General features: G+C 68.4%; 21 protein-coding genes. 10 read left to right on the plus strand and 11 right to left on the minus strand.

The window, feature by feature from the left end:
• Positions 1–212 precede the first annotated feature (212 nt).
• From MOX02_RS22445 to MOX02_RS32320, 4 genes are all read right to left on the minus strand, one after another.
• On the minus strand, positions 213–650 hold the full coding sequence (locus MOX02_RS22445) for a bifunctional DNA primase/polymerase (protein ID WP_147028059.1): 438 nt from the start codon (positions 648–650) through the stop codon (positions 213–215).
• A gap of 45 nt (positions 651–695) precedes the next feature.
• Positions 696–950 (minus strand): hypothetical protein, encoded by a 255-nt coding sequence (locus tag MOX02_RS22450; RefSeq protein ID WP_147028060.1) that lies wholly within the window; start codon positions 948–950, stop codon positions 696–698.
• A 248-nt stretch (positions 951–1,198) separates the two neighbouring features.
• Entirely contained in the window at positions 1,199–1,846 is a 648-nt protein-coding gene (locus tag MOX02_RS32315; RefSeq protein ID WP_238178880.1) for a site-specific integrase, read from the minus strand.
• Positions 1,843–2,262, minus strand: coding sequence for a hypothetical protein (locus tag MOX02_RS32320; protein ID WP_238178882.1), 420 nt, complete (start codon positions 2,260–2,262; stop codon positions 1,843–1,845). Before MOX02_RS32320 ends, MOX02_RS32315 begins: the two co-directional genes overlap by 4 nt.
• A 445-nt stretch (positions 2,263–2,707) precedes the next feature.
• On the opposite strand from MOX02_RS32320, the gene MOX02_RS22460 reads away from it, so the two are divergent.
• From MOX02_RS22460 to MOX02_RS32850, 4 genes are all read left to right on the plus strand, one after another.
• Positions 2,708–3,073 (plus strand): hypothetical protein, encoded by a 366-nt coding sequence (locus MOX02_RS22460; RefSeq protein WP_147028061.1) that lies wholly within the window; start codon positions 2,708–2,710, stop codon positions 3,071–3,073.
• Between the two features lie 120 nt (positions 3,074–3,193).
• Positions 3,194–3,637 carry a hypothetical protein gene (locus MOX02_RS22465; protein ID WP_147028062.1) on the plus strand — a complete coding sequence of 148 codons (444 nt, stop codon included), beginning with the start codon at positions 3,194–3,196 and terminating at the stop codon, positions 3,635–3,637.
• 7 nt (positions 3,638–3,644) lie between these two features.
• On the plus strand, positions 3,645–4,040 hold the full coding sequence (locus tag MOX02_RS22470) for a phage holin family protein (RefSeq protein ID WP_147028063.1): 396 nt from the start codon (positions 3,645–3,647) through the stop codon (positions 4,038–4,040).
• Positions 4,037–4,447 (plus strand): DUF3618 domain-containing protein, encoded by a 411-nt coding sequence (locus MOX02_RS32850; protein WP_147028064.1) that lies wholly within the window; start codon positions 4,037–4,039, stop codon positions 4,445–4,447. Before MOX02_RS22470 ends, MOX02_RS32850 begins: the two co-directional genes overlap by 4 nt.
• 15 nt (positions 4,448–4,462) lie before the next feature.
• Here MOX02_RS32850 and MOX02_RS22480 read toward each other — a convergent pair whose 3' ends face one another.
• Positions 4,463–4,663, minus strand: coding sequence for a hypothetical protein (locus MOX02_RS22480; protein ID WP_147028065.1), 201 nt, complete (start codon positions 4,661–4,663; stop codon positions 4,463–4,465).
• 476 nt (positions 4,664–5,139) lie between these two features.
• On the opposite strand from MOX02_RS22480, the gene MOX02_RS22485 reads away from it, so the two are divergent.
• From MOX02_RS22485 to MOX02_RS22490, 3 genes are all read left to right on the plus strand, one after another.
• A complete protein-coding gene (locus MOX02_RS22485; protein WP_147028066.1) occupies positions 5,140–5,406 on the plus strand; it encodes a hypothetical protein in 267 nt (88 codons plus the stop codon).
• A 117-nt stretch (positions 5,407–5,523) separates the two neighbouring features.
• Positions 5,524–5,694 carry a hypothetical protein gene (locus MOX02_RS31450; protein ID WP_170267956.1) on the plus strand — a complete coding sequence of 57 codons (171 nt, stop codon included), beginning with the start codon at positions 5,524–5,526 and terminating at the stop codon, positions 5,692–5,694.
• Positions 5,695–5,729: 35 nt separating this feature from the next.
• A complete protein-coding gene (locus MOX02_RS22490) occupies positions 5,730–6,068 on the plus strand; it encodes a hypothetical protein (protein WP_147028067.1) in 339 nt (112 codons plus the stop codon).
• Here the strand turns inward: MOX02_RS22490 and MOX02_RS22495 are convergent.
• Both MOX02_RS22495 and MOX02_RS22500 read right to left on the minus strand, forming a co-directional pair.
• On the minus strand, positions 6,053–6,547 hold the full coding sequence (locus MOX02_RS22495) for an HD domain-containing protein (protein ID WP_147028068.1): 495 nt from the start codon (positions 6,545–6,547) through the stop codon (positions 6,053–6,055). The genes MOX02_RS22490 and MOX02_RS22495 overlap by 16 nt on opposite strands.
• Before the next feature lie 3 nt (positions 6,548–6,550).
• Positions 6,551–6,745, minus strand: coding sequence for a hypothetical protein (locus tag MOX02_RS22500; RefSeq protein WP_147028069.1), 195 nt, complete (start codon positions 6,743–6,745; stop codon positions 6,551–6,553).
• Between the two features lie 145 nt (positions 6,746–6,890).
• Here MOX02_RS22500 and MOX02_RS31455 point away from each other — a divergent pair, with 145 nt between their 5' ends.
• The gene (locus MOX02_RS31455) at positions 6,891–7,034 is read left to right on the plus strand and encodes a hypothetical protein (RefSeq protein WP_170267957.1); all 144 of its coding nucleotides are present in this window, start codon (positions 6,891–6,893) and stop codon (positions 7,032–7,034) included.
• A 59-nt stretch (positions 7,035–7,093) separates the two neighbouring features.
• Here the strand turns inward: MOX02_RS31455 and MOX02_RS22505 are convergent, their stop codons facing one another.
• Positions 7,094–7,324, minus strand: a complete 231-nt coding sequence (locus MOX02_RS22505; protein WP_147028070.1) for a hypothetical protein — start codon at positions 7,322–7,324, stop codon at positions 7,094–7,096.
• Positions 7,325–7,857: 533 nt separating this feature from the next.
• Between MOX02_RS22505 and MOX02_RS32720 the strand changes: the two genes are divergently transcribed.
• Positions 7,858–7,980 carry a hypothetical protein gene (locus MOX02_RS32720; protein WP_280525349.1) on the plus strand — a complete coding sequence of 41 codons (123 nt, stop codon included), beginning with the start codon at positions 7,858–7,860 and terminating at the stop codon, positions 7,978–7,980.
• A gap of 132 nt (positions 7,981–8,112) precedes the next feature.
• On the plus strand, positions 8,113–8,367 hold the full coding sequence (locus MOX02_RS22510; protein ID WP_147028071.1) for a hypothetical protein: 255 nt from the start codon (positions 8,113–8,115) through the stop codon (positions 8,365–8,367).
• An 11-nt stretch (positions 8,368–8,378) separates the two neighbouring features.
• Here the strand turns inward: MOX02_RS22510 and MOX02_RS22515 are convergent, their stop codons facing one another.
• The 3 genes from MOX02_RS22515 to MOX02_RS22525 are packed head-to-tail and all read right to left on the minus strand — an operon-like array spanning position 8,379 to position 9,419.
• Positions 8,379–8,675: a hypothetical protein gene (locus MOX02_RS22515; protein ID WP_147028072.1), complete on the minus strand. Its 297-nt coding sequence runs from the start codon at positions 8,673–8,675 to the stop codon at positions 8,379–8,381.
• A 44-nt stretch (positions 8,676–8,719) separates the two neighbouring features.
• Positions 8,720–9,067, minus strand: a complete 348-nt coding sequence (locus MOX02_RS22520) for a hypothetical protein (RefSeq protein WP_147028073.1) — start codon at positions 9,065–9,067, stop codon at positions 8,720–8,722.
• Positions 9,021–9,419 (minus strand): exopolysaccharide production protein YjbE, encoded by a 399-nt coding sequence (locus tag MOX02_RS22525; RefSeq protein WP_147028074.1) that lies wholly within the window; start codon positions 9,417–9,419, stop codon positions 9,021–9,023. The genes MOX02_RS22520 and MOX02_RS22525 overlap by 47 nt, the downstream gene beginning before the upstream one ends.
• Positions 9,420–9,537: the final 118 nt, after the last annotated feature.

A 9,537-nucleotide genomic window follows, 5' to 3' on the forward strand; every position in this document is an offset into this window, starting at 1 on the left:
CCACTCAACCCTGCATCCTCAGCCCGCTCGGCCTAGCCGAGCGGGCTTTTTCGTGCACCTCACACTTCACACTTGCGAGGGCTGTTGGCGGTGGTGGGACAGGGATGCCTCAGTTGGCTTTGTCGCCTGACATGGCTCCGCTGGTGGACGTCAACCCCATCCCCGATCGATGCTGGCGGGGCCGCCCCATGCACACATCCTGCCCCACAGCCTCACGGACCGCGGGGCCTCTTCATTGCGCCCGTCATCCGCGCAGGACACTGGGTCGCGAGGAAGTCTGCCCGACGACCTTTGAGCGTCTGACAAGACCACAGTTCGATGAAGCGCCAGACGATGAGGGCAGCAGGCCAGCGATAGGGCAGCAACGTCGCAGGATGGATGCCGCCGAAGACGGCCTGCCTGCCGTCGGTGAGCACCTCGACGCGCTCAGTCTTCCCGTCCGCACCCCTGAACTCCACCGGCTCGTAGGGCAGCGGCTCGGTGATGCGGTAGAGCATCAGGAGCTTTGGAGCGCGCTCGACGCGGCGCGGTGCATTGCCAAGGATCTTTAGAGCCGCGGCGCGCGCCTTCTCGGCGAGATCCGGCGCCAACGTATCGATGTCGATGGCGATCAGCCAGTCGCCCATCTTGCAGCCGACGCCCGTCCACATCTCGAACGACCGGTCGCAATCGCTCTCGACGGTCTCGTGCTGGTGCTAGTTGAAGCCGCGCCAGCCGTGCTGCCCGAGTTCGCCCACGGCCTTGCCGCGGGACGCCGGTCTCCTGGCGATGAAGGAATGGGGAGATAGCTCGGCCTGTGGCGGCACAATGGGGACGAACCGTCGGTAGTCCATTTCCCACAGCCGTCGGAACGGATTGACCCGTGGAGATCTTAGCGCTGGAGAGTTGTCCGATCCGGTATGATCTAACTGCACAAGCTCACCGTTCGACGGCATATTGCTGCTGTCCATGAATGGTCTTCCTGCCGAACGGCCCTGAACAAGCGCTCGTGCTCAAGGTGCTGTATTTGAAAGCGGCGGTTCTTCCGTGCTACCGGCAGGGCCGCTGTTTTCGCGTCCACGGGCAAGCAGGTCGTTTTCCCGCAGGGATCAGGTCAGGCAGCGCCCTCAACAGAGGGCAGCGGCGTCACCTCGACCGGAGCCAGCGGCGTGACGGCACGGCGCGCGATCTCCTCCGTCGCATCGACGATGTAGGCCGATTAGTGCGCCTCAATCATCTGCACGCTCGTGTCGTGGAGAGCCGCGACGAGACGCACCGGTACACTGGCGCTCAGCGCGCGGACGATCGAGCTGTGGCGCAGGCACAGCATCACCGTGTCGGCCGGGACGGCAGCGATGTCGCGTGCGGCAGCCCAATGACGGACAGCTGCGGACGCAGACGCCCAAGGTCTTCGGTCGACCCCCTCCCACTCTGCCGGCCCTATCTGCTTCTTGTGCCAATGCAGCAGGAGGGGCTCATGACCGCGACGGCCGGACAGCGCCGGCTGGAGGCGGGCGATGACATCGGCGCCGACCGGAACGGCAATCGGGGTAGCGCGCTTTGCAGCCCATCCCTTCCGCGATGGCGGCACCATGATGCGGGACGGGGCAACCTCAACATCGGCGACCTTGATGCGGGCAACTTGCGACAGCCGAGCTCCGGTCGCAGCCATGACGAGCACGAGGCGGCCGAAGTCGCTGGTGTCATCGACAGCGAAGGCTGAATCGACCAGCCGACGGATCTCAGCATCGGGCAGCACCTGCTTGCGGGCGTTCGAATCGGCAAAGACGGCCTTCGTGCCCGACTTGATCTCCGCGGAAATAGTGGAGGGGAGGGCGCGCCGATGCAGATCGGCCGAGGCATTCAATGCCGCCCGGAGATCGTTGAGGAGGCGGTGACCGTCGTCGGGGCCAGACCCTTCGACAGGCGTCGACGCCAGGCTTGGATCGCGCTGGCCGTGAGGCGCGCCATGGGCATGTCGGCAAAGTCTGCATCGGAAAACACGTGCTTCGACAAACGGCTCTCGGCATCACGGCCTGCAGTCGCCGTACGACTGGCTCGAGCTGCGACGTAAGCTTCGACCGCCGATCGGACCGTAGGAACCTGCACAGCCGCCACGTCGGTATCGGCTCCTTCGGCTTGTTCGAGCCGAGCCTTCCATTCGATGGCGGCCGTCTCGGCAGTGGGGTAGGGCAGGGCGCCGGGCTCCGCTCCGGCATCGTCGGCCTGCGCGCGGCGCTCCTCGAATCGCCTTCCGCCAAGCACGAGCTTCGCTACCCACATGCCGGGACCGCGGGCCGCCTTGCGATAGTCGAGAGAGAGACGCCCCCTCGCCCTCCGGAGATGCCGTGCCAGTATGGGTTCTTCCCCAGTGCGAGCTTGGTACGCTTCGCAGCACTGTCGAACGTCACGGGCTTGGCCATGCTGCGTCTCACAGATCGTCTCACACAGAAGTGCTGGCGAACTATGATGTAGATGACGGATTTTTGCGAGCGACAGAGGGCGCTGAGCTCATCATGTTTCTCAGGATCCGTCCTGTGACTGCCCTTTCATGACGAAAACACGGGTTCGATTCACGTAGGGCGCGCCACATCTGTGCGGACCCGACTTGTCCGAGCATCTTGCGCGCGAAGACCTCGGACAGCAAACAGCGGCGGAGCCGGGGCTCCCGGCGGCAGGCCGGCGTGAAACCTGCTACAGCGGGCGTCCTGTCACGCAATCCTGGCCGATGACCGATCGAGCGACCCTCAACACCCTGCGCGAGCGCGTCGCGGATGCGGCGGCACCGACCCGCCAGCTCTTCGTCGAGGCGTGGGCCGCCTGCACGGGACACCCGCCGCCGGATGCGACGGATCGCTTCGACGTCCTCGTGGTGGGGGAGGCCTGGGCCGACGCCGCCCTGCTGCTGGCAGCCTGCGCACTTCCGGACGAGCGCCTCGAAGTGTTCTGGTCGGCGGGCGGCGCGAACACGCTGAGCCTCGTCGGGGAAAGCGGGGCCGGGAGGGAAACGGGTGTCGCGGTGGCGGCAGGCTACTCGGGCAGGATCGGGCTCTCGCTCCTCGCGACCGTGCTCGATCGGCTCTGCGACGGGTGAGGCCGCCCTTCGCGCCGAAGAGGCCGAGCGGCCACGCGCCGCTGCCACGCGATCGCGCGGAACTGCTTCCTGCCCCTGCGGTTCTTCTTGGCCGGTTCGGATGCCCGCAGGAGAGGCCCCATGCTCGACGTCGGACAGGATCGCGTATCTGACCCCATCGATGCCGTTCGAGAACACCCCCGCAGCTTCGCGCACGCGGTCCGCGGCCAGACGCAGAGCTACGTCGAGAGGCGAAAGGCCGACGTCGCCCGGGCCGTCTCCGAGATCGCGGACGCGATCCGGACGAGCGGCGACGGGTTCTCGGACAGCCCCAACGTGAAGGCTTTCTTCGACGGCGCCGCGGACGGCGTCACGGAGTTCTCGGCCGGGATCGCGCGCCGGACCTCCGCCGAGCTCTACGACGAGGTGGAGGCGGCGATCCGGCGGCGGCCCGCCGTCGCCGCCGCCGCGGCCGTGCTCGCGGGCCTCGCTCTCTACCGCGTCCTCAGGGCCTCCGAGCTCCGGCCCATCCCCCGCTCGCACGCCGTCGTGCCGGCGGACGTCTTCCCCACGCCGGACATCTGAGGCTCCGATGCGGACTTCCCCCGACCGCAGCATACCGACCCTTCTCGGCGACGCGCTGCGCGAGACCCAGGACCTGATCGGCAAGGAGATCGCCCTGTTCCGCGCCGAGATGGGTGAGGGCCTGGAGCGGTTCGTCCTCGGCATCACGCTCTTCGCCGCCGCCGCGGTGTTCGTTCTCACCGCGCTGCTCGTCTTCATCCTGGCCCTCGTGAAGGGTCTTGCGGTCCTCTTGAACTCCGAGGCGCTGGCGGCGCTCATCGTGGGCGGCCTGTTCGCGGCGATCGCCCTGGCGCTGGCCCTCTGGGGCCGCAGTCGGGCCTCTCCGGCAGGCCTGGAGCCCCGGCGGACCGAGCGGCAGGTGCAGCAGGACGCCAAGATCATCACGGAGCGCATGGACGAATGAGCAGGTCCGCCGACGAACTGGAGCACGAGGTCGAGGCGAGCCGCGAGAGGCTCGACCGCACCCTCGGCGACCTCCAATCCCGCCTGACGGGTCCGGGGCTCGCCAGGGATTTCGCAGGCTTGCGCGACCCGGGCCGTAGCCTGGGCGAGGGTTTCGGGCAGCTCGCCGCGACGATCCGCGAGCATCCCCTTCCGGCCCTCCTGATCGGAGCGGGCCTGGGTCTGCTCGCCTACGACGAGGCGAGACGCGCGGGACGCCGGCGCCGCGTCCCCGTGCCGCCGGCCGCGAGGCCGGCGGAGGGCGACCTGCCGGAGAACAGGGGCACGCGGCTCGACGAACGCCTCGACGCCGGCGTGGAGGAGACGTTCCCGGCGAGCGACCCCGTATCGGTGCGGATCACCAAGTAGCGGGCTCGGCGGAGCTCAGGCGGCCAGGATCTGCGCGAACGGCGCGGGCTCGTCGGCGTGGCCGGCCGTCCCATCCCGGTCCTGCTGCGCCTGCACCTCGCGGGCCACGCGCTCGAGCTCGTCGTCGTCGCACAGGGGCGCCTGCCTGACCATGCCGATCAGGGCGAGCATTCCCACCACGACGAACCCGCCCGCAGCAATCAGCACATACGTCATGCTCACCTCGTCGAGACCGGAAGCGTATCGCCGAAAACTCCGCGGTCTACGGCAATAAGGAGGTAAGCAATCGCTCGACCAGTCCTGCGGGATGCCGCCGGGCGGGGGGCGCTTTCTTCCAGCCACGCCCCCATCCGGCCGATCGACTGTCTCGAGCGGTCCGCGTGGGCTCGGGGAGCGGCGCTGATCCGGTCGATCCTTCCGATCACGCGAGCCGGAAGCGGCCTCGTCGCCCAGGTGCCGGCGTGCGGATGCGGACGGAGCGGCCGAGCACGTAACCTTTTCGGGGCTCCGACCGTATTGGCTCCCGGCAGCAATGCCGTACGGACCTGACAGACTTGAGCCCGCCCGGTGCGCCGCGGCGGGCTCTTTCCTGCCCGCTCGAAGCTTGAACCCGTAGAGGATAATCCACGTTAACCGATCGGGCCCGCGGTGAAGACCTCGGGACCGGTTCAACATCATGGGGAGCAAAGTCTATGAAGACGATCGCTATCCTCGGCATCTGTGCCGCAACCATGATGACACTCACCACGGCCGCGGCGGCGGCCGAAGGTGGAACGACGGGGGCGGGCGGCACGAAGCCGGCGGCGGACAAGGCGCAGCGCGATCCGCACACGACCGGCACGGCGCCCGGCGCCAATGTCGGCGGCGGTGCGCCGGGCGTCGCGGGTCAGCCCGGTGGCCGGGCCGATCCGACCAATCCGCCCGGCCCGGGCGAGCGCCCGGACTCGAAGAAGAAGTAGGAGCCGACACGCCCGCCCGGTTCGCCGGACGGGCCCTCTCGCCGGATTCGCGAAAGACGGCGCGCGGTGGAACAGGCAGCCGGGCTCGCGCGTGATCTTCGGCACCACGAGGACGCGATGAACCCAGCTGACACCCCCCAGCCCGCCAGCGATCCAAAGCCGATCGGCGACCCGTCGCCCGGGCCGCTGACGCCGGACGGCGATCCGCCGCCGAACCCGCCCGCACCGCAACCCCCCGGCCCGATCCCGGAGGACGACCTCGAGCAGGTCGAGGAGCAGCCGAGTTGAGCGGCACGACGCCGTCCCCCCGGGAGAGCGAGGGCATGCAGCAGGACACCCCGGACGCCGATCGCGTCGCCCGCACGGTCGCAGAGAACGTCTACGCGGCCTACAGCCGGCAGATATCGGGTGCGACGCATCCGCAGACCGAGCAGACGATGCTGGCGCGCCTCGCCGAGGCGATCCGGCCGCAGGTGCCGAGCGGGGCGCCGGGCGCGATCATCGAGGCGGCGAATGGCGTGCTCGACGCCTGGGAGCGGCAGGATCCGGAGGTCCGCGGCCCGCGCGTGAGCGCGATCGACCTGATCGACGGCTCCGTCACCGTGCGGCCGAACGGGCCGCCTGACGCGCCCGCGCCGGACTCCCGTCAGGGTCCGGTGTAGCCCAGCGCTGCGGCCGCCTCCCTCAGGCGGGCGAGCGACGTGGCGTAGCGCTCGCGCAGGAACGCGCCGTCCGGCAAGGTCCGGTCCGGACCGACGTTGTCCTCGTTGTCGGACATCTTGATGAGGAGGGCGCCGAGGTTGCGGCTCGCGATCACCGCGCCGATCCGCTCCGAGTAGGCCGTGCGGGACGTAGGCTTGGTGAGGATCCTCACCATCTCGACGACCACCGCAGGGAAGCCGGCCGCGACGAGGTCGGCCTCCGTCCGGGGCCTGTCCTCCAGGACGTCGTGCAGGATGGCGGCCTGCATCACCTCCATCGGGTCGATGGCGATGCGGTCGACGGCCCGAGCGTGCCCGGCGCGCTTCACCGCCGCGTTCGCGACCCGCTCCAAATGCCGGATGTAGGGCTGCCCGCCTTTGTCGATCTGTCCCGCATGGGCCGTGATGGCGAAGCTGTGCGCCTCGAAGATGTCCGGCATCGGCTACTCGATCTCGTCGGGACCGTCCAAGAGCCCCATCCCGATCGCCATGGCCAGGACGTCGGCGCCCGTCATCTCCGGGCCGTGGTCGACCCGGTAGAGGCCCGGGCCGCCCTCGGCCGGCATCACGGTACGGCCGGCCGCGCGCAGGGCCTCGATGGCATCGTGTACCGGGTCCTGATCGAGCGGATCGGCCATGTCCCAACGATAGCGCCCGCCGCCGAAATTCCCAGATCGGATTCCTGTTCGTCCGGGTCCGTCGCCCGCCGTCCATGATCCCGATCACGGAAGCCGCGGCGTGAAGGCCTCATAGGGTCCAGGCCACCACAGGAGGAGGTGCCATATGACACGCACGATGAAGGAGCAGTTGCGCGCGTTCGCGATCATCATCACGGCGCTCGTCGCCCTCGCCGCCGTCTCGGCGGTCGGGCACGCGTACCATCCCTCGGAGACGGACGACGCCGTCCGCTTCGGCGGGATGATGTGATCTCCGGAGCCTCTTCCCGGATCCTCGGAACCGGGAGGGGGCTCGCGCCGACGGCGGGATCAGGTGCGGCCCGGTGGCCGCCGGCGCTGCATGGCGACGTAGATCGCGACCACCACCAGCGCCAGGACCAGCGCGAGCCACAGCCAATTGAGGTCGACCTCCCCCGCCGGCGGATGAGCGGTCGCCGGCTTGCTCTCCGGCACCGGCGGTGCGGGAGAGGTGGCCTGGGCGAGAGCCTCCTGCGCACCGACGAGCAGCGCCAGCAGGCCTGTGCGAGCGATTTTCAGCATCGCGATCCTCCGTGTCTACGCCGGCAACCAGGGCGTGCAACCGGCTGTTCCGGCACCGCACGACGGGCAATCACGTCCTGCGCGCGCGTTGGGGGCACTTCGGCCAAGCGGTTTCGAAGCGGGATTGGCGCGGTTCCGCACCAAATTGGGAGAACCTTGGCCTTAGCGTCGTTTCGCATCCCCATCAATTGCGGAGTCTGGATGCGGCGCACATAGTAATTCTCATGTCTATGCTGCGCTTAGCAGCCTCATGTGCGCTTCTTGTGCTGATTGCAGGCTGCTCTCGTCTGTCTGAGCGGACAGGTAAATACACATCTCTTCCTAAGCGAGCAGCCCCTAAGGCTGCCCTTTATACGAGTACGTTGCCGAAACATCTTCCCGGCCGGCTGACAGCGTCGCCGCCGGCGGATCCGGCCACGAGCGTGACCCCGATCGCGGCGCTCAGGACCTCGGAAGCCGCCCGGCAGAGATGGGAGCCGCTGCGCCCGATCGGTCTGTCCCGCCCGCCCGCCGCGGTGAGAGCTCTCTCGACGATGCCTGAACAGGAACAGCCCGCCGACCTTCTCCCGGCGCCGAGCTACGACCGGGACGCTCGGATGAGCCGCCTGCTGCAGGCGGGCGAGACGGCGGCCAAACCGATCTGCTCGGGCTGCTGAGCGGGGCCGGTACGTTTCCGACCCGTGCGGAACTTCCCGAGGTCCATCGGGCATGTCTGCGGGAATGGTCGGCGGAAATGCTCGGGAGGTGGATGGCGCGCCCTGATCGCGGGGCGGCCGCTGAGGTCACTGATGAGCGTCCCGCCGAAGCAGTTCGTCGATCTGTCCGAGGAAGCCGCGCTGGCGATGGCCTGCGCGGCCCATGGAGCCAGTCGGGCGATCGAGGAGGCGACCGGCTCCGCCCCGGATCCGGAACTCAGCCAGAAGGTGGCGCTGTTCGCGATCGGCGCCTTCATCAGTTGCGGTGGCCTCGGCCTGAAGCATGCCGATCACAAGGCGATCACGACGTGGCTGGCGCAGGATGTGGCCGCAGGTGGAGGCGGCTGAGGCCGGCGCCGTCAGTGCGCGCGGCTGCCAGGCCGAGCCGAGCCGGCAGCCTCGCTGACGGAGGCCTGCACGCTCCCGAAGGGATCGCCGAGGAGTTCGACCCGGGCGGAGATGCTTCCCGACCCGCGTGCGGCATCCCCCGTCACGGGCTCGCTGATCAGCAGCGCCGTCAGAAGCGCGAGCGCGGTGAAGAGGAGAACTGTCAGGCCCTCGGCGACCTGGACGGCCCATCGCTGCAGCAGCTGGATCGTCAGGCATCCGGCGACGAAGACCGCCGTCAGCACGATGGTGACCACGGAGATGCTCATGCGGCCCGTGCCGCGTCGAGGGCGGAGGAGGGAGATGTCACGGGTCAGTCCAGGTCCTTGAGGAGGTAGAGTTCACGAAACTCCTCTGCCGTCACTTCGTCTCCGCTCGCCAAGCGGATTTTCACCGCCTGACCGCTTGCCTCGCACTCGCGCGCCCGCCGGTAGGCCTCGGCGGGCTTCAAGAAATTCTCGGCCATCGTCCCGTCGGCCTCGTCGCTGGTCACCGTGAACGCCATGGCATCCTCCTGATCGCCCAGCCTATCGCCAAGCCGGGTGCGGGGAACAGGAAAAACCCGCCGCGGCAGGGCCGGGCGGGTTTCCGATTGGAGGTCCTGCTGGTCAGGATCAGCAATCGTCGTCCTTCTTGCCGACTTTCTGATCAGCACCGGCATTGTTCATCGCACCGACCGTGCCGGGCGAAGCCGGCTGCTCGCCGCCCGCAAGGTTCTTGGCGGCCGGATCGGTGCGGTCGCCCTTGTTGGCCTGAGCGGTCGAACCTTGATTCGAGCCTGTGGCCTGATTGGCGCCGACATTGTTCATGGCACCGACAGTGCCCGGCGAGGCCGGCTGCTGGCCACCAGCGAGGTTCTTGCTGGAGTTATCGACATCCGAACTCTTCGGATTGGCCGCCTGTTGCTGAGGGCTCTTATCCTTGGTCGAGCCGGTGTTGCAGGGCGCCGCGAGGACCGGGCCGGCCGTCAGGGCAAGAATCGCGGCGGTGCCGATCAGCGTTGTTACCTTCATGGTGTTTTCCTCCTACGGTTGAATGTCGAGGAGAAAACGCTTCCCTTCGCCGAGGTTCCGCGCAAAGTCGCCGCGCGCTGATTTTGCCGTCGCGTCCGAATTCGCCATCGCGATACGG

This window comes from Methylobacterium oxalidis (assembly GCF_007992195.1).
Classification (GTDB): domain Bacteria; phylum Pseudomonadota; class Alphaproteobacteria; order Rhizobiales; family Beijerinckiaceae; genus Methylobacterium; species Methylobacterium oxalidis.

Excerpts from the sequence above, each read along its gene's own strand:
- MOX02_RS32320 (WP_238178882.1), bottom strand. The coding sequence starts at position 2,262 with ATGTGGGTAGCGAAGCTCGTGCTTGGCGGAAGGCGATTCGAGGAGCGC.
- MOX02_RS22500 (WP_147028069.1), bottom strand. The coding sequence starts at position 6,745 with ATGGCCGATCCGCTCGATCAGGACCCGGTACACGATGCCATCGAGGCC.
- MOX02_RS22505 (WP_147028070.1), bottom strand. The coding sequence starts at position 7,324 with ATGCTGAAAATCGCTCGCACAGGCCTGCTGGCGCTGCTCGTCGGTGCG.
- MOX02_RS22480 (WP_147028065.1), bottom strand. The coding sequence starts at position 4,663 with ATGACGTATGTGCTGATTGCTGCGGGCGGGTTCGTCGTGGTGGGAATG.
- MOX02_RS32850 (WP_147028064.1), top strand. The coding sequence starts at position 4,037 with ATGAGCAGGTCCGCCGACGAACTGGAGCACGAGGTCGAGGCGAGCCGC.
- MOX02_RS22495 (WP_147028068.1), bottom strand. The coding sequence starts at position 6,547 with ATGCCGGACATCTTCGAGGCGCACAGCTTCGCCATCACGGCCCATGCG.
- MOX02_RS22485 (WP_147028066.1), top strand. The coding sequence starts at position 5,140 with ATGAAGACGATCGCTATCCTCGGCATCTGTGCCGCAACCATGATGACA.
- MOX02_RS22450 (WP_147028060.1), bottom strand. The coding sequence starts at position 950 with ATGGACAGCAGCAATATGCCGTCGAACGGTGAGCTTGTGCAGTTAGAT.
- MOX02_RS22470 (WP_147028063.1), top strand. The coding sequence starts at position 3,645 with ATGCGGACTTCCCCCGACCGCAGCATACCGACCCTTCTCGGCGACGCG.
- MOX02_RS31455 (WP_170267957.1), top strand. The coding sequence starts at position 6,891 with ATGACACGCACGATGAAGGAGCAGTTGCGCGCGTTCGCGATCATCATC.
- MOX02_RS22460 (WP_147028061.1), top strand. The coding sequence starts at position 2,708 with ATGACCGATCGAGCGACCCTCAACACCCTGCGCGAGCGCGTCGCGGAT.
- MOX02_RS32720 (WP_280525349.1), top strand. The coding sequence starts at position 7,858 with ATGCCTGAACAGGAACAGCCCGCCGACCTTCTCCCGGCGCCGAGCTAC.
- MOX02_RS22515 (WP_147028072.1), bottom strand. The coding sequence starts at position 8,675 with ATGAGCATCTCCGTGGTCACCATCGTGCTGACGGCGGTCTTCGTCGCC.
- MOX02_RS22525 (WP_147028074.1), bottom strand. The coding sequence starts at position 9,419 with ATGAAGGTAACAACGCTGATCGGCACCGCCGCGATTCTTGCCCTGACG.
- MOX02_RS22465 (WP_147028062.1), top strand. The coding sequence starts at position 3,194 with ATGCTCGACGTCGGACAGGATCGCGTATCTGACCCCATCGATGCCGTT.
- MOX02_RS22490 (WP_147028067.1), top strand. The coding sequence starts at position 5,730 with ATGCAGCAGGACACCCCGGACGCCGATCGCGTCGCCCGCACGGTCGCA.
- MOX02_RS31450 (WP_170267956.1), top strand. The coding sequence starts at position 5,524 with ATGAACCCAGCTGACACCCCCCAGCCCGCCAGCGATCCAAAGCCGATC.
- MOX02_RS22445 (WP_147028059.1), bottom strand. The coding sequence starts at position 650 with ATGTGGACGGGCGTCGGCTGCAAGATGGGCGACTGGCTGATCGCCATC.
- MOX02_RS22510 (WP_147028071.1), top strand. The coding sequence starts at position 8,113 with ATGAGCGTCCCGCCGAAGCAGTTCGTCGATCTGTCCGAGGAAGCCGCG.
- MOX02_RS22520 (WP_147028073.1), bottom strand. The coding sequence starts at position 9,067 with ATGCCGGTGCTGATCAGAAAGTCGGCAAGAAGGACGACGATTGCTGAT.